The organism is Arthrobacter sp. 9V (genome assembly GCF_902506065.1).
Classification (GTDB): domain Bacteria; phylum Actinomycetota; class Actinomycetes; order Actinomycetales; family Micrococcaceae; genus Arthrobacter.
On record NZ_LR732912.1, the window covers coordinates 2,574,736 to 2,591,539 of the forward strand.

The following is a 16,804-nucleotide window of genomic DNA, read 5'->3' on the forward strand; positions in this document are numbered from 1 at the left end:
TCAGTCCCCCTGCCCATGAAGGGGTGTGGGACAACCACGACCTACCGGACGAACTTGGAGAGGACCCGCATAGCCCCAGCTCACAGCAAGCGAAGGGCCCACCAGCCACGCCCCTGATTCCGCTCCCCCACAATTGAACAGGCCAACCGGCGGCCAGGCAACAGCCGGAACCACATCAGAGGCTCCTGTCAACAGCTGTCAACAGTTAAAAGCAAAAACCCCCTCTGACGAGGGGGTATGCCGTGCCCGAGGTGGGACTCGAACGGGATTCCGAGCCTTGGAAACACTGGGAAGTGGCGGAAACATGCGGAATCCGGGCCGATTCGATGGCTGAACGAGGCAGTCCGCGGTGGAAAGTGTGGACATTGTCCACAAACTCCATGAGGCCCTCATCCACAACTGCATGACGTGCGAGGCGGTCAAACCCGGGTGATGGAACCGATCCGAAAAATGGAATCGGAGGTGGCCTCAACACCACTCGTTTTATTTACGGCGCCTGCCGCGGTCTGCACCACCTCGCCATCACTGAGGATCGCCACGGACGCAAGTCGGGCAGTTTTTCCTCCACCCGGACCCAACCTGTGGCAGTGATTCCACCATGAAGCTCCCTCTGGTTGTGCCAGCAATATCGCCGAGTCTATTGCCGGCTCCGCGCAATGAATTGGTGGCAACAACGACCCTTCCGTGCAGTTGGGTTCGATCGCGCAAGGCAGTGCACCCGATTGCACGCGTGGGCCTACTGGCGCGAGCCGATCTCCACGATGGGGCGGACCCGCAGGGTGGCGCGCGTCGAAACCGCCAAGGCTATTAGTGCCAGAGCGCACATCGACCCAATCACCACGAGACACCAGAACAGCGAAAGCTGGGGCAAGGGATGCCCGGTGACGCCCACGCTTATGCCCACGAGCGGCGGCAAGGCTATGGTGAGGCCGAACACAGTTGCCAGAAGGGCAACCACCATGGCTTCACGCCGCATCATTCCCCGGACCTGCCGTCGCGAAGCTCCGATGAGCTGCATCAGCGCAAACTCGCGCGATCGTTGTCCAGTAGCCATCATCAAGGTATTCACCACGGCGATCGCGATGTACCCCAGAATCACGATGAGCGCGACCAGCCCCACCCATCCCTGCTGTGACCGCCCTGCAGAACCAGCAGGGTCCGCTGCGTTGCCGCCGCTGACCACGAAGCCCGCTTCTGAAAGGGCTGAGCGCGTCGAATTCACGTCATCTACGGCGTTAACAAGCGCAAATCCATGGAGACCGGCCGTGGTGTGTGACCGCACCGCCTCACCAGACATCGTGACGTCGCCAAATCCCAAACCGCGTTCGTATATCGCCACAACTGTGGCGTCGAGCCGACCGCCATCGCCGAAGTGGCCGGCTATGTTATCGCCAATGCCAATGCCGAGTATCTGCTGCGCGTTACTGCTGAGGGCCACTTGATGTTCCCCTCTGAGGGCTTCGAGCGATCCTTCCTGCACCTTGAGATCCAAGGTCTCTGCGGCAGCGCGGGGGTCAACACCTTGCGCAACGAATGCGGAACTGCTCGCTGGTTGTCCTCCGTACGTCCTATCCTGGTGGAGCACCAACTGACTCACCACCACAGGGTTTGCGATGGCAACACCGGGCGTCGCCTTGATTTCCTCGACACGCTCGCTCGAAAGCCCTCCCGGCGCAGTCACCCGCAACTGGGCAAGCACGCCGGCTTGCGCCTGGGCCTTGGCTTCGCTGGCCAGGATGGAAGGACCGCCAAGCTGCACCAGGCCCAACGAGATGCCAAGCGCGAGCGGTGTGATTGCAGCAGCCAGCCGCCTTGCGTTCGCGATTCCGTTCTTCGAGGCGAGAAACGCTGAAGTAGATGAGTGTGCACGGCTGGTCCCGATGCAGCGGACGGCGAAGCGAACAAGCAAGGGACCCAGCAGGGCGAGCGAAATGATGAGGATGATCGAGGCACCCGCCGCCGCACCGGCGGCACTTTGTCCCTTGATGGCCAATGGGAGGGCCGAGAGCGTCAAACCAGCCACAGCGAGCGCGATCCCGGTCATCCACCGCCCCCTGCTTATAGTCGTTGGACCATTCGAGGCTTCACGCACGGCCTCGACCGGGTCCATTCGAGCCGAACGGCTTGCGGCGACCCTGGCGGCGCCCCGGCCGGCCAAGAGCACCAGGGTCACCGCTCCGAGAGCCGGAATCGGACTGAACGCGAGTGCGAAGTCACCAGGGATAACGCCTGAGTTCACGAAAGCGCCCTGCAGCGTTGTTGCCAGCACGTACCCGGGGGCGATACCCAGGAGCGCAGCGATCGACCCAACTGTGAACACCTCGCGAGCCACGAGGCGGTGTATCTGGGTGGGACCCGCCCCGACCGCCCGGAGCAGGGCGAAATCCCGACGGCGGGACTGCATTGAGAGCGACAGGGTTCCGGCGACGATGAACATCGTGACAAGCAGGCACGTGCCTGTGAACGCGCCGCCAATGGCCACGAGTGACGAGCGTGCGGCCGCGGATTCCAGGAATTCAACATCGCCTTTGGCATCACCAGTCTGCGCTGCCAGATGAGGGAAACGCGCAGAGATTGCCGCTGCCAAGGCCGCTGGCTGCGTGCCGTCCTCAGCAAAGACGCCCAGGACCTGCGGCGCACCGCCCTTGTGGTCCAGTTGCGCGATTCGTTCCCCGCTGAGGAACACGTGTTGAGCGCGTGTGACTTCCATCGGTGCGTTTGCTTTGCCAACAACGCGGTATTCAGCGGGAACACCTCCATGCGTAAAACGGAGCATGTCTCCTACCACCGCAGCGGAGGAAGCCGATACTACGACTTCATCGCTGACCGAAGGTGCGGTTCCTTCCTGGATCGTGAACCCGCCCAGGCTTGAGGTGGACCATGGATGTCCATCAACCGTGCCTTCCTCGGATGCAAGCTGAACCGTGGCATCTGCGACTACCGATGCCACCCCGGAAATTTCAGAGATCTGCTCTGCGAGTCCCGCCGAAAGGGGGACTCGCTCAAACAGGGGCAGCGGGATATCGTCCTTGATGGGAAGTGACTGTCTGCCACCAACGATCACATCGACAGCAGCGTATCGCTCCGGGGCTATGCCGCCACGGATGCCGGACTCCACCAGGACGCCCAAGCCTGTGATGAGCGCCGTCGCGACGAGAATCGATACCGCCACGCCCACGAAGCTTGTGCGGTTGTGGCGCAGGCCCGCATGGACCAGACGACGAAAGGTTAGACGCCTACTACCCATCACCACTCCCCCAAGGTGCTCATGTGGTCTGTAATTTGGGTGGGGCTGGCACCGTCGAGGTGTCCTGCGAAGGCGCCATCAGCGAGGAAGATGACCCGATCGGCGTGTGCTGCGACCACGGGATCGTGCGTGACAACAACCACGGTCTGTTCCAGTTCGCGCGCCGTGTGTGCAAGCAGATCCAGCACCTGCTTCCCTGAACGTGAGTCGAGGGCCCCCGTGGGTTCGTCCCCGAACACAACATACGGTCGTGTGATCAGGGCTCTTGCTATCGCAACCCGCTGCTGCTGCCCGCCCGAAAGTTCCGAGGGCCGCCTCCCTGAATGGGCTTCCAGACCAACGGAATGCAAGAGGAAGTCCAACCAGCCTTTTTCAACCGAGCCTCCGGCTAGCAGCAACGGCAAGCTGATATTCTCCTCCACCGACAGTGCAGGAAGCAGGTTGTATGCCTGAAACACGAAGCCCACATGGTCGCGCCGGAATGCCGTAAGTGCTGACTTTGACAACCCGGTTACCTCTGTACCGCCAAGCCGGATCGAGCCGCTCGTGGGGGTGTCGAGGCCAGCGGCGCAGTGGAGCAACGTGCTCTTGCCCGAGCCTGACGGTCCCATGATGGCGGTGAAGCTGCCGCGCTGGAGAGACAGGCTGACGCCGCCGAGCGCAGTGACCTTATTGGCCTTCGAGCCGTACGTTTTGATGACTGAATCGAGGCACAGCACCTCGGTGGACTGATGCATCGCCTTGGCGATGCCGCGGAGTAGGGAAGCCATGCTTCAACGCTAAAACGGACGCGTGCTCCGTCCCATCCAGCCAGGCCCCGGAAAGAAGGTGGTGCTGGCTATACCAAGCGCTGAGCCCAGCGACCTGCTACTCGCAGAACATGTCCCTGCCAGGAAGCTTCCCGTCAAGCAAGTAATCGTTCACGGCGGAATTGGCGCATTGGTTGCCGTAGGTCGGGAAAACGGCGTGTATGCGCCCAGGGAGCGTAACTAAGCGGGAGCCTTTCATCGCTGCGTGCATGCCCAAGCCTTCCTCATAGGTGGTCCTGGTGTCCCCCACCGCCTGTATCTGCAAGGCGGGCACTGCGTTGTCGATGGTAATGGGCATGGGAGGGGCCTCCCGCCAGAACGAACAGGGGGTAATCGTATTGTGCACCCCGGCAAAGATTGGCTGGTCCCGCCGGTGCCGCTGGATCTCGTCCCAGTACCACTCGGGGTCGGAGGGCATGGTTACGTCCCCGCAAATGATGGCGAGGGTTGCAGAGTAGTCGGGGCCGGTGCCGAGCTCAGTCATGAACCATGCTTGGACCAAGCCGGCAAGCATGGGATGAAGCTCAACGTTTTCACCGTGGGCGAGGTCCCGCAGTTGAACCAGCACCTGCGCGAACGTTTCGTTATCCGCTTGAAGGTCGCTGACCCCGTTGACGTACATGAGGAAGGGCAACACGTGATCGTCCAGCATGTGACCGCCTACCGGGATGGGCTTAGTTGCTGCGTCACTGATGAGCATTTCGATGCCATGCCGTACCTCGGTTGACGTCGACCCCAATCTGTATCTGTTATCCCGCGAAGATGCCCACGCTGCGAAGTCGTCTATTGCCTTCTCGTTTGCGGCAGCCATGTCCTTGAACATGGTGATTCCATACTTGGCAGGGTCGGGTGCGCTGTCCAGGACCAGACGATCGATCCTGTCGGGGAACATCTGGCTATACGTAGCGCCGAGGAACGTCCCGTAGGACCAACCCAGAAATGATGTCTCGGATTCGCCCATTGCCGCCCTGATAACGTCAATGTCCCGCGCAATATTCTGTGTATTGATGTGGGGAAGGATATCAGGGTACTTCTCCCAGCACCGATCAGCTGCCTCCTTAGCCCTTGCGACATTCTCATCAAATCCTTCGCGGTCGGCGCCGGCGGACCGCATCCAGGACATCTGGGGAACGCCGCAGTCCACTGGAGTGCTCTTCCCCAGCCCACGCGTATCCATGCCTATCACGTCATAGGCCGCGGCGACCTCCGGCGTCATGCCGGAGCGGAGTATGGCCGGCAAGCCCAAGCCCCTCCCTCCAGGGCCGCCCGGGTTGGTCTGCAGGATCCCGCGCCGCTGCGAAGGGTCCGTGGATGCGATCCTGGAGATCGCTACGGTGATGGTCTTGCCGTCCGGGGCGGCATAGTCGAGTGGAACGGTAACCGTTGCACACTCAGTTCCAGAGTTGGCGAGCTCTTGGTCCTCGCACGCAACCCACCCGATGCTCTGATCGTGAAAGCGCGCCAAGCCGCTTGCCGGATCGGCAGGTAGGGTTGCCGGCGCACAGCCTGCCATGAGTGGGACGGTGAGCAGGGCCGCGGCGACGGACGTGGTACGCAGCTTTTTCATGGGTCATTTTCCTTTTCTGATGACGTCGATACCCCGAAGGGCTGAAGCTAACGGGCTGGTCGAAGGCGTGGAAGATTTGTGTGACCTATCAGTGCGCAGCAGAACAGCGCGACGCTTATTGCGGCCGTCACCGGGGTGACTCCCTCTATCAACAGGACAATCACTCCCACTACGCCGAGCACGGTGCTGAACGCAGCGCGTCGGTTGCTGCTCGGACATAGACGCGGCTCGCTGCCCGCACGTTCGAAAAGCCCAAGTACCTGGACAACGGGGATGAGGGCACACAGGACAGCCGCGAGCCAATACGACCGCGTAAACCACCACTCTCCGCTCCCTGGCACAGGCAGTCGCAAGGGCAGAATGAGGAGCAGCCCCGCAAGGGCCACGAGAACCGGCATGTGCCATAGATAGATCGTCATCGCGCGTGAACCAACAGCACGGATCGAACTGATGACACCTGGATTTTCTGCCCAACGCCGGATGCTCGGCTGGCAAAGGGAGAAGACCATCACCTGCACAACTGCCAGCAGTGCCAAGGCTCCCGTGGGCGGATTGAGATTCACGTACATGTCGCCGGAGTACCAGCCGGCAACAGTCAAGGCCAATAACAGGGCCAGTGTTAACCCCGCTGCCCATCCCCGGGCAACCGGAGCCAATCGCTCAAGCGACCCATCCGCGAGCCAAAAGCCCAGCTGCTGGACAAAGAGCCAAACAAACACGAGGTTTGCGTAGCCGACGGCCGTTTGGTCTGTCAGAATCCTGAGTGCGTCGACAACAACTATAGGGAGAAGTAAACCCACTATGGCACCGACTCGCGCCTTTTTGTGCGCATGCGCCATGAAAGGAACCAAAGCCGAACAGCCAAGATACACGGCCAGGAACCATAAGGGCTGGCTGATGCGGTATCCGGCGGTTGAAACTATCTCGGCGGGAACGCCCGCCAGCGTCAGCAGTAGCAGGCCGAAACCCACCAAACCGACCAGAACCACCGCCGGAACCATGAGCCTCAAAAGCCGGGAGCGAACATAGTCCGCCGCCGTTTCACCCCTGGCTGACAGGACGCGCCATTGGGAGATCGAGCTGAAGCCTCCCGCCATGAAGAACAGCGGCATGACTTGCGCAAACCACGTAACGGAAGCGAACCATGACTGGTTATCAAGGGCGTTTTCGAGGACGGGCCCATCAGGTCCCAGGCTCACGCCAACCATGAGGGCGTGAAGAACTACCACCACTACCAAGCTAAGGCTCCGAACCACGTCGATACTGACGTCTCGTGACGACTGCTTCTTGAGGCCGTCCGGGTGCTGCAGAGGCGCGACAGACGTGCCGCCCATGTCTCTCGCCTCCGGATGGATGGCTGTGAATGTTGCATCGGTATTCATGCTTTCGACGCTACGGATTGCCGGAGCCGGGCACGATGGTGCAGAGTGCCATCTTCTTGATGGTGAGAGCTACACCGCCCAATGGTGGAGCTGGCTACACCGACGAGCGGCCCGCCGCTAAGGCAGACTGAGTAGATGATCAAAAGACGACTTGGGCGATGGTGCCGCGCCTTTGCCTACCTCGCCGGTGAACTGGTATTCGGATTCATTTCCATGGGACTCTTCATGCTCGCGGCTGTTCTCACTCCCCTGCTTTTGTTCAGTGGCGGGTGGCTGATTGCGCACCCCGCTGTGGCTGCGCTCCGTTGGTGGGCCACAATTGCCCGGCGCCGCCTAAGCCACTACAGAGGAAGCGAACTCACGGCTGACTACCTTCCACTTCGCCGGAAACCTTCTTTCGAAGAGAGACTGCGCCTTGTTTTTTCCCGGAGGACCGGCAAGGACACCCTTTGGCTGGTGGGGCATGGATTGTTCACGCCGCTCGTCACCGTTTTGTGCATCGGGCTGCCTTTCGCCGCTCTGAACACGTTGCTCATCCCGACATACTGGTATCTCCTTCCCCCGGACCAGCCAGTCAGCAGCATCTATCCAGTAACTTCTTGGGAGGGCGCCTACTGGATGGTGCCGATCGGGCTTGGCTATGCGGCCGTTTCCTGGTGGTTGATCCCAGCAGTAGCGCAAGGGTCTTCCTGGATCCAGTCGCGGATCCTTGCCCCTTCCAAATCAACCTTGGTAGAAAGGGTGACGGCGCTGACGGCGTCCAGGGCTGCAGCCTTGGACGCACACGCCGCTGAGCTCAAGAGAATCGAACGGGACCTTCACGACGGCGCGCAGAATCGACTGGTGGGCGTGGTCATGATGCTTGGGCTGGCGGAACGGACGCTTGAAAAGAACCCGGATGAGGCCCTCCCCCACGTCCGGCGGGCCCAACAGGCTGCCACAGAAGCACTGGCGGGCCTCCGGACAGCCGTGCATGACATCCATCCGCCGATCCTTGACGAACTCGGACTGGAAGGTGCCCTCTCCGCGCTCACGGGAAGGTCAGCAATCCCATGCCGCCTGACCCTGAAGGAGCTTCAAAGGGTACCCGCAGCGTTGGAGTCCGCAAGCTATTTCATTGTCGCCGAGGCCCTGACCAACGCAAATAAGTACAGCGCCGCCTCGCAAATATCCGTCGAGGTCAGCCGGGAGGCAGTTCGGCCGGGGACGGCGGATAAACTATTCATCTCCGTCGAAGATAATGGTTCCGGCGGAGCGCTTGAACGTCCGGGCGGAGGACTCGCAGGCATCCGCCGCCGGACAGAGGCTTTCGAAGGTTCAGCCCGGTTTGAGAGCCCAGCAGGGGGACCTACAACTGTCAGGGTGGAGTTGCCGTGCGAGTGGTAATAGCCGAGGATGATGCCCTCCTTCGGGAAGGGCTCTCGCTTCTCTTGAAAAGCGAGGGTTTCGACATTGTGGCTGCTGTGGACAATGCCGATGACTTCCTTGCCGTGCTGGACGATGTCGACGCCGCCGTCCTGGACGTGCGGATGCCGCCCACCTTCACTAACGAGGGACTGCAGGCAGCACGGGAAGCCCGACGACGACGGCCAGGCTTCCCGGTTTTGGTCCTCTCCGCATATGTGGAAGACCGCTATGCTGGGGACCTGCTCTCCGAGGGCGCTGCCGGCCTCGGCTACCTGTTGAAGGAACGCGTGGGAAAAGTGGCCGAATTTACCGACACGCTCCGTCGGGTAGCCGCCGGTGCAACCGTTATGGATCCGGAGGTCATCTCCCAGCTCATGAGCAGGCGGGGGGCCAGCGACCCTGTGAGTACGTTGACCCCCCGGGAGCGCGAGGTTCTGGGCTTGATGGCTGAAGGCCTGGACAACCTTTCCATAGCGGGGCGGTTGGTGGTTACGGAGACTGCCGTCAGCAAACACATAGGGAACATCTTCCAAAAGCTGGACCTGTCCGCCATGGACCCAGGACACCGGCGGGTTTTAGCCGTCCTCGCCTACCTACGGACGTAGCCCCGGGGACGCACCCGCCGTCAGGCCACGACCTCGCATTCGCGGACCATTAGTTCAGCCAGCATATCTACGTCGACCTCGACGCCCAGCCCGGGTTTCTCCGTGATTTGTACGTCCGGAACCACGTACTTCAGGTCGCCTGGTTCCTTTGCGAACCTCATGGGACCGGAAAGTTCTGTGGAAACGATGTTGGGGTGGCTCAGTGCCAGGTGGAAGCCCGCGGAAGAGGCGATGCTCGTCTCCAGCATCGAGCCGATTTGTACTTTGAGCCCACCGAGTTCAGCTTGGGTTGCCAATCGGTGGCACGGCGTAATCCCACCGCTCTTCATAAGCTTCAGGTTGACCATATCCACTGAACGGTCACGGACAAAGTGCGCAAGATCCCGGGCGTCCACCACGGATTCGTCTGCCATGAGCCGCATGACGGTGCCCTGCCGCACCAACCGGAAACCATCAATATCGTCGGCCAGGATTGGCTGCTCCACCCAGTCGATGTCGTACTGCTCCAAGGCCCGGATCATGGTGAGCGCGGTGGCGGGGTCTTCCCAGCCTTGGTTCGCATCAACGCGGATTCCCATGTCCATGCCAATTGCAGCACGCACGGCACGTACACGCTCGATGTCCAGGCCGTCTCCCCCGCCCAACTTCATTTTGAGGTGCCGGTACCCTTCCTGCCGCGCTACAACGGCTTGCGCGGCAAGAACGTCCGGGGCCAAAATGCTCATCACTCTGGCAATTGTTGGCTGTTGCGGCCGGCGTCCGCCCAGCAAGGAATACACCGGACGCCCTGCAGCCTTTCCAGCTAGATCCCAGCAGGCGATGTCTACCGCCGCTTTGGCAGCACCGCACCCCTTGAGCGCGGCATCGAGGCGTTGATGGATGGCCGTGATGTCACGAGGATCCAGGCCTAGAACCGCTGGCAGCAGCTCTGTTCTGAGCGCTTCAACACTACCTGTGGGGGTCTCGCCCGTAATGTGCCCGTCAGGCACGCTCTCGCCAAATCCCATCAGTCCGTCGTCCGTTTCCAGGGTGAGGATAATGCTTGGCATCGAGGGGTAGGACGCGTAGGAGACCACAAAGGGTTCGGTTAACGGAAGGTCAATCAGGGTAATGGTGGCGCGAGTGAGTTTCATAGGTGTCTTCCTATCGATCGGTCAGCGGCAGCGATCTGTCGCTAGGAGCGCGAGGACAGAATGCAGAGCTGAAGCATGGCAGCAAAGCGTGTTTTAGGATCGTCCAGGTCGAGTCCGCCTACGAGCGAGAGGCGCCGAAGCCGGTACCTGAAAGTATTGGGATGGATATAAACAGCTGCGGAGGCCACTGCTACATCGCCAAACGCGTCCAGCCAGGCACGGAGGGTGTCCACCAGGTTAGCGTTGTGCTTCTCGTCGTAGGCGTATAGGCGCGCAATCTGCCCTGTAGGTTGTTCGCCTCGGGAAGCCGCCAGGTCGGAGAGCTCAAGGATCAACGCTTCAACATGGACATCAGCCAGACGTGCCACCCGTTGCCCTTTCCCGTCTCCGGTTCGCAGGACACGAAGAACTCGGTCTGCACTGGTTCGGGCAGCAGGCAGCTCAGTTGCACCCTTGGCAAGAGACCCGACGCCGATGGCGGCGTTGGCACGATCGCCCAGCCTCCGCAGGAAATCACCACCGGTTGCGGCCGCGCGCTCTTCCCCCTGGTCGTCTTGGGAAACGGGAAGCAAGGCGTACGTGGTGTCTCCAAGAAGGGCTACTGCGGCACGTGGCTGCACCGCGCCCAGATGCATGGCGAAGCTGTCGCTGATTCTCTGCCTCTCCATGGCAAGTCCTGCGTCGCCCTCCACGTGCCGGCCTGGATTCTGGAGCACGGCCAAGGCAAGCACCACAAGCGGTTGCTCCGCCAAGCCCAAACGATCCAGTGCGTCCTGGGCGCCAAGGCCTCCCTCCAAGGCCTTGCTTAGAAGGTCGGCGCGCATTCTTCGCTCTACATCAGCGCCGGTACGCAGACGGAGCAGATGCAGGGCCACCAATTTGGCCGAGTCCCGCAGGGACTGCATCCTTTCTTCACCAAGTGGCCTTCGCACAGCCACCCAGATAGACCCAAGGACTTCGTCGCCTGCACGGACAGCCACGGCAACTCTTGGAAGTGATATGGCGTCAAGGTTTGGCGGCAAGGCCTCAACCGTGACCGGCTCGTTGGACCGATACAGCTCCCGGAAGACTCCCCGTTCCACAAATATTTTGGACACAGCCTCAGGTACCTGGCGCCCGAGTATCGTCTCAACCCTTGAGTGGTCAGCCTCATCCTGGCGTCCTGAAAAGGCGAGCACGCGGGAGCTGCGGTCCTCGATGACCACGGGCGCATCCATGAGTGCCGCGATGGCGTTCGCCAACGAAAACAAATCGCCCGAGGGCAGCCCACCCATCGAATCCGTGCTGGCTGCACCAGCCTCACGAGCCGCCATCAAAGTACGCAGCATTGCCGCCAATTGTGCCCACGCGGCGCCCGGGGTGAGCCCCAGTAGGGTCACTCCTGATTCCCTGACGGCGTTGGCTATCCGGAGGTCAGCTGCGACCGGGGCACGGACAACCAGCCCTAAGGCTCCCTGTAGGCCCAGCCGTGTCAGCAACGGCGCGATGCACTCGGCGTCCTGAAGACCTATACCGAGCACCAAGGCGTTGGGCGGAAGCACCGGCTCGTCGAACGGGTCGTGGATGACGACTCCGCCGATCTCGTCGGGACGTCCAACGTCTCCCGCCACAAGCTCCAGGAGGGTTGCCCCGAGGTCGTCGAGGACGCGCCCGAGGCTGATGCGGGGATGCTGATTGCTCATTCAAGTCCCCGTTCAACTACCGTCGGGCGAGCCTGCAATTCAGTCCTTAGGTACACACCATTGGCATGTTCCTCCACCCAATCAACGATCCGTCGGTTGAAGTCAATCCTGTGCGAAGGCGGACCTACATCCGGGAAAAGATGAGAACCCCCGGGATATAGAACCAGACGGCTCACTGTGCCCTGCTCACACAGAGCCGCATGCCACTGTTCGGCCTGGCCCACCGGGCACCGGAGGTCGTTGGCACCGTGCAGGATGAGCGTTGGGGTCGCTACTTGATCCACCCTGGTTATCGGTGACATTACCTCGTACGCCTCCGGGGATGTGGCCTCGTGGTATCCGAGTTCGCGTTCGGTGAAGAAGTGTCCGCTGTCAGAGGTTCCTGCGAAGCTCCTGAGGTCGCTGACTACCCCGCCTGCGACAGCGGCGGAAAATCTGTTGTCGCGGCTGGTTAGGTAACAGGTCATATATCCCCCGTAGCTATACCCGGTAACCGCCAAACGATTCGGGTCTGCCAGCCCTTCGGCAACAAGGACATCCAACGGCTCCAGGAAATCGGGGGCATCAACTATGCCCCAACGCCCCAACGCAGCCTGGTAGAACTGTTCGCCGTAGCCATCGCTCCCCCGGACGTTGAGCAACAACACCGCCCATCCACGGGCAGCCAGTTCCTGGTGATAGATGTTCACTTCATCCGCTGCGCTGTTCCAAGCGTTATGCGGACCACCATGGATGTCCAACAACAACGGTTGGGCGCCCATGGTCTCCGGATTCCTCATGATCCAGCCGTGCACAACCGTGCCATCAGAGGTGGTGAACTCCCGCTCCTCGCGAGGGAACAGTTCCACGTCCCCAAAGTTTTCCCCGTGCCGGGTAAGGACATGCGTGGCGCCCGTTTCAGTGTCAACACTTACTACCTCACCGAAGGAGGTCGGCGTCCTGAGGATGGTGACTGCCGTGCTGCCGGCCACGGCGAGTTCCGAGACCACTAAGCCGTCGCCCTGCAGGACGGGACGAGGTAGGCCGCCGTCGACGTCCACGCCAAAAAGGTGCGTGAAGCCACGCTCCCGGATGCAGAACAGCAGCGTCCCACCGTTTCTCGTGAGCCGAGGCGAGGCGCCTGGATAAGCGGGGGCTCCGGCCATGACGTTACGGTCCAGGGAACCTGCAAGGTCCAGGCCGGGGCCGCCATCCAACGGAAGCCGAACCAGGGAGTTGTGGCCAACCGGCCGGGTGGACACCACAAAAAGTGATTCTCCATCCACAGCCCATTCCAACGCGCTGACTACAATGTCAGCGGGCCCCACCACTACAGGCTTGCCCTCTGGACGGTTGATATCCACAACATGAACCGGCGCGACGAGGCTGGCATCATTATCTACTGCCGGGCCTGCCGCAAATGCCAACCGGCTGCCGTCAGGAGACCACTCCGGGTCCCGCACATGCCACTGCCCGTGAGTGAGCCGGTTGCAAACCCCGCTTGCCGGTTCCAGGACATGCAGCTGCCGCACTAACGTTCCGAGCAAGCCGACACCATCTGACCGATAGTTCAAGCCATCGGCCACCTTCGGAGGATCTGCCAACGGAACCCGCTCTGACGGACCGACACCCGGAACGGCACCGGGAACAAAGGCGCCGAAAGCAACGCGCGAACAGTCGGGACTCCACACAGGTTTGCCGGCTCCTTGCGGCAAGGTGGCTACGGTCTCCACAAGTCCATCATTGACGTCCAAGAGGCAGAGCAGACTCCGGCCCTCGGATTCGCGGACGAACGAGAGACTTCCATTCCTCAACCAAGCAGGCGATGAATCACTGTTACCGAAAGTGAGTTGCCGTGCTGAACGGCCGCCGGTATCCACCACCCAAAGGTTCCGTTGTGTGCTGTCCGTGCCGGCATCCAGTCGTCGCAGCACGTAGGCCACCAGCTGACCGTCCGGGGACAGCGTGGGCTGCTCCGGGACCTCCAGTTCCAGCAAGTCCTCACAACGAAGCCTGCGAGTCATGACAGCCCCGCCTTGCCCGCTGGCAACAATTCATCGGCGAAGTGGCATGCCGCCGCATGTTGATGGTCCTCGGCTGCTGGATCGGACTCTTTGCAAATGCCGCGGCCTGGAAGTACAAGAGGGCCAATCGGACACCTCATGTGGTATCTGCAGCCACTGGGTGGGTGGTGCGGGTCCGCTGGCTCAGCGTCATTGACCGCCCTGACGGCCGGATCAATGGCCATCGGAGTGAGACTGGAACGCGTGTGGCTTGGTACAGCGGCCAGCAGGTCCTTGGTATAGGGATGTTGGGGGTTTGAAAGGATCTGCTCTGCGGGTCCTTGTTCGACGATCCGCCCGAGATACATCACTGCAATGCGGTCCGCCACGTAACGCACAACCGCCAGATTGTGCGAAATGAACAGCATGGACAACCGGAGTTCGCGTTGCAGGTCCCGCACCAGGTTCAAGACTGTGCCTTGGACCGAGACGTCAAGCGCAGAAGTGATCTCGTCCGCGATGATTACTTCCGGCTGCCCGGCCAGTGCCCTTGCCAGGGCAACCCGCTGCAGTTGTCCACCCGACATCTGGCCGGGGTAACTGAAGGCTCGTTGCGGATCCAGGCCCACCATCTCCAGGAGCCGTTGTACCTCGGCGGTTCGCTTCGCCTTGGCCCCCTTCCCGTAAAGGGAGAGCGATTCTGCGATGGAGTCGCCGATGCTCATGCGCGGATTCAGCGAGGAATGCGGGTCCTGGAATACCATCTGCAGGGGTCTGCGCTCTCCCTGGCGGGTGCTCAGGGGTTGGCCCTTCAAGAGGATCCGGCCACCGGAGAGGGGAGTAAGACCTGCCGCGGCCCGGGCCAATGTTGATTTCCCTGAGCCGGATTCCCCCACCAAACCAACCACCTGACCTCGGGGCACCACGAGGTCAACCCCGTCCACAGCCGTCATCCCGCGACGGCCACCGAACCGGACCGAAACCTGCTCGAACCGAAGCTCACTCATAGTGCATCTCCTTGTAATGCTGCAGCGTGCAATTTCAGTTCCACAGGAATTAGTCGGGGATCAGTCTCCGAGGAGGGATGCCAGCAGGCCACCCGGTGCCCATCTTCCCGCTGGACGAGTACGGGATCTTCGCGGACGCACTGCTCAGATGCTTTGGCGCAGCGGGCGGCAAAGGCACATCCTCCAGGCAGCTGTGACGGATCAGCGGGGCGACCAGGTACCACGGCCAGCGGTCTTTCACGGTCCGTGTCCATGTCCGGGACCGCGGCCAGAAGGGCCTGCGTATACGGGTGCAAGGCTTGCCTTTTGAGATCCGAAGCAGGCAGATCTTCCACGATGCGGCCCGCATACATCACAAGGACCCGATCGCAAACCTGCCCTACCAACGTAAGGTCGTGGCTGATGAGCAGCATCGCCACGTTGTCCTTTTCCCTGATGGCGGAGAGCAACCGCAGCACCTGTTGCTGCACAGTTACGTCCAATGCCGTGGTGGGCTCGTCGGCGACGATCAGCGCCGGGCATCCCATGATGCCCATCCCGATCATTGCGCGCTGCCGCATCCCGCCGGAGAATTCATGGGGGTACTGCTTCAGCCGCCTGTCTGCGGCCGGTACCCTGACCGCCCGGAGACGGTCAACAGCCCGAGTCAGGGCCTGCCGGCGGTTCATCCCCTGATGCCGCATGGCGACCTCCGCCAACTGCATGCCGATCCTCATAGTGGGGTTGAAGGACTTCATGGGATCCTGGAACACCATGGCGAACGAGGTTCCCAGCAGTTGGCGGCGGGCCCGCGAGGTCCCGGACAATTGATCCTGGCCAAGGAACTCAAGGCGGGATGCCTTCACCTGCCCCGGGTACTCCACCAACTGCGCCAGCGCCAAGGCGGTCTGAGTCTTGCCGGAGCCGGATTCCCCCACCATCCCCACCGCTTCTCCTCGCGCCAGGCTAAAGCTCACGCCACGGACAGGAGTGATGGGGCCGTTGGGGCCGGGAAAACTGACGAAGAGGTCCGTGACAGTCAGAACTGCGCCGTGCGCCTCAACCGGGGCCGTTTGGACGTTGCTTGAAGGCTCGACGACGGTTGGCGCCAGCACACGCTGAGGTGCTGTGCCCGTGCCGGTGATGCCTGTTGGGGTGCCGAGGGCCTTGGCCACCGCTTCGCCGAAGAGGTTGAACGCCAGTCCGGCGATGACCACTGCCATGGTCGGAGCAAGCGCCGCCATGGGGTGCACATAAATACTGTTAAGGCCTTCATTGAGTAACCTGCCCCAATCGTAGGCTGGCGGTTGGACACCCAGTCCCAGGAACGACAACCCGGCGAAGGCCAAGAGCGAACCGCCCGCACCGATCGTGGCCGTGACCACCAGAGGTTCGGCGATGTTGGGGAGTATGTGCCGGAACAGCCGATGAAGCTTCCCGACGCCGGCCATTTTTGCAGCAGCAATAAAGTCCCGCTCTTCTTGTGTTGCCACCAGGGTTTGGGTCAGGCGGGCAAAAGAAGGAGCAGTGGCGAAACCAATGGCCAACACCGCGCCCGTTTCGCCGACGCCAAAGATTACCGCGAAAAACATTGCCAGGAGCAGACCCGGGAAAGCCACGGCGATGTTCACGAAGGCTGTGACGATTCTTCCGGCGCGCCGCCCCACCAGTGATGGAACGGTGCCGAGGGCAAGGCCGGCAAGAACGCCAATCCCGGTTGCCGCCAAGGCCAGCTTGACGGACAACCCGGTGGCAACCAGCAGACGGAAGAACAAATCACGGCCCAGGCTGTCAGTGCCCACCAGGTGTTCTGCCGACGGTCCTTGCAAAATGGCCTTGGTGTTCACCTCCTCGGCCTGTCCGGACCACAGAATGGGCGCGGCCACTGCCAGCGCAAGGACCAGAAAAAGCATCACCGCAGAAACTGCGCCTACAGGCGACTTCAGCGCCACCAACCACCGAGCCCCCGCCCCCGGGGCAGTTACCTTGCTTAAAGTGCGCATA

The 16,804-nt window shown here is 61.5% G+C and carries 11 protein-coding genes; 2 read left to right on the top strand and 9 right to left on the bottom strand.

Annotation, left to right across the window (positions count from 1 at the left end; genetic code table 11):
• Window positions 1-736 precede the first annotated feature (736 nt).
• The 4 genes from BACI9J_RS11960 to BACI9J_RS11975 all read right to left on the bottom strand — a co-directional run bounded on the left by BACI9J_RS11960 (window position 737) and on the right by BACI9J_RS11975 (window position 7,005).
• Window positions 737-3,172, bottom strand: coding sequence for an ABC transporter permease (locus BACI9J_RS11960; RefSeq protein WP_159734576.1), 2,436 nt, complete (start codon window positions 3,170-3,172; stop codon window positions 737-739).
• A 74-nt stretch (window positions 3,173-3,246) separates the two neighbouring features.
• Window positions 3,247-4,017, bottom strand: a complete 771-nt coding sequence (locus BACI9J_RS11965; protein ID WP_159734577.1) for an ABC transporter ATP-binding protein — start codon at window positions 4,015-4,017, stop codon at window positions 3,247-3,249.
• Between the two features lie 97 nt (window positions 4,018-4,114).
• The gene (locus tag BACI9J_RS11970) at window positions 4,115-5,623 is read right to left on the bottom strand and encodes an alpha/beta fold hydrolase (protein WP_159734578.1); all 1,509 of its coding nucleotides are present in this window, start codon (window positions 5,621-5,623) and stop codon (window positions 4,115-4,117) included.
• 47 nt (window positions 5,624-5,670) lie between these two features.
• The gene (locus BACI9J_RS11975) at window positions 5,671-7,005 is read right to left on the bottom strand and encodes an acyltransferase family protein (RefSeq protein WP_159734579.1); all 1,335 of its coding nucleotides are present in this window, start codon (window positions 7,003-7,005) and stop codon (window positions 5,671-5,673) included.
• A gap of 135 nt (window positions 7,006-7,140) precedes the next feature.
• Between BACI9J_RS11975 and BACI9J_RS11980 the strand changes: the two genes are divergently transcribed.
• Together BACI9J_RS11980 and BACI9J_RS11985 are read left to right on the top strand one after the other, a co-directional pair.
• Window positions 7,141-8,391, top strand: coding sequence for a sensor histidine kinase (locus tag BACI9J_RS11980; protein WP_159734580.1), 1,251 nt, complete (start codon window positions 7,141-7,143; stop codon window positions 8,389-8,391).
• A complete protein-coding gene (locus BACI9J_RS11985) occupies window positions 8,379-9,017 on the top strand; it encodes a response regulator (protein WP_159734581.1) in 639 nt (212 codons plus the stop codon). Before BACI9J_RS11980 ends, BACI9J_RS11985 begins: the two co-directional genes overlap by 13 nt.
• 20 nt (window positions 9,018-9,037) lie before the next feature.
• On the opposite strand, the gene BACI9J_RS11990 is transcribed toward BACI9J_RS11985, so the two are convergent.
• From BACI9J_RS11990 to BACI9J_RS12010, 5 genes are read right to left on the bottom strand one after another with little or no spacing between them, the layout of a single operon-like run.
• Window positions 9,038-10,150, bottom strand: a complete 1,113-nt coding sequence (locus BACI9J_RS11990; protein WP_159734582.1) for a mandelate racemase/muconate lactonizing enzyme family protein — start codon at window positions 10,148-10,150, stop codon at window positions 9,038-9,040.
• A gap of 41 nt (window positions 10,151-10,191) precedes the next feature.
• Complete coding sequence (locus BACI9J_RS11995; RefSeq protein ID WP_159734583.1) at window positions 10,192-11,832, bottom strand: PucR family transcriptional regulator; 1,641 nt, start codon at window positions 11,830-11,832, stop codon at window positions 10,192-10,194.
• A complete protein-coding gene (locus tag BACI9J_RS12000; protein ID WP_159734584.1) occupies window positions 11,829-13,835 on the bottom strand; it encodes a S9 family peptidase in 2,007 nt (668 codons plus the stop codon). Before BACI9J_RS12000 ends, BACI9J_RS11995 begins: the two co-directional genes overlap by 4 nt.
• Window positions 13,832-14,821 carry an ABC transporter ATP-binding protein gene (locus BACI9J_RS12005; protein WP_159734585.1) on the bottom strand — a complete coding sequence of 330 codons (990 nt, stop codon included), beginning with the start codon at window positions 14,819-14,821 and terminating at the stop codon, window positions 13,832-13,834. The genes BACI9J_RS12000 and BACI9J_RS12005 overlap by 4 nt, the downstream gene beginning before the upstream one ends.
• Window positions 14,818-16,803, bottom strand: a complete 1,986-nt coding sequence (locus tag BACI9J_RS12010) for a dipeptide/oligopeptide/nickel ABC transporter permease/ATP-binding protein (RefSeq protein ID WP_159734586.1) — start codon at window positions 16,801-16,803, stop codon at window positions 14,818-14,820. Before BACI9J_RS12010 ends, BACI9J_RS12005 begins: the two co-directional genes overlap by 4 nt.
• Window position 16,804 lies beyond the last annotated feature (1 nt).

Coding starts and splice junctions, on each gene's coding strand:
- BACI9J_RS11965 (WP_159734577.1), bottom strand. CDS start 4,017: ATGGCTTCCCTACTCCGCGGCATCGCCAAGGCGATGCATCAGTCCACC.
- BACI9J_RS11970 (WP_159734578.1), bottom strand. CDS start 5,623: ATGAAAAAGCTGCGTACCACGTCCGTCGCCGCGGCCCTGCTCACCGTC.
- BACI9J_RS11975 (WP_159734579.1), bottom strand. CDS start 7,005: ATGAATACCGATGCAACATTCACAGCCATCCATCCGGAGGCGAGAGAC.
- BACI9J_RS11980 (WP_159734580.1), top strand. CDS start 7,141: ATGATCAAAAGACGACTTGGGCGATGGTGCCGCGCCTTTGCCTACCTC.
- BACI9J_RS11990 (WP_159734582.1), bottom strand. CDS start 10,150: ATGAAACTCACTCGCGCCACCATTACCCTGATTGACCTTCCGTTAACC.
- BACI9J_RS11995 (WP_159734583.1), bottom strand. CDS start 11,832: ATGAGCAATCAGCATCCCCGCATCAGCCTCGGGCGCGTCCTCGACGAC.
- BACI9J_RS12000 (WP_159734584.1), bottom strand. CDS start 13,835: ATGACTCGCAGGCTTCGTTGTGAGGACTTGCTGGAACTGGAGGTCCCG.
- BACI9J_RS12005 (WP_159734585.1), bottom strand. CDS start 14,821: ATGAGTGAGCTTCGGTTCGAGCAGGTTTCGGTCCGGTTCGGTGGCCGT.
- BACI9J_RS12010 (WP_159734586.1), bottom strand. CDS start 16,803: ATGCGCACTTTAAGCAAGGTAACTGCCCCGGGGGCGGGGGCTCGGTGG.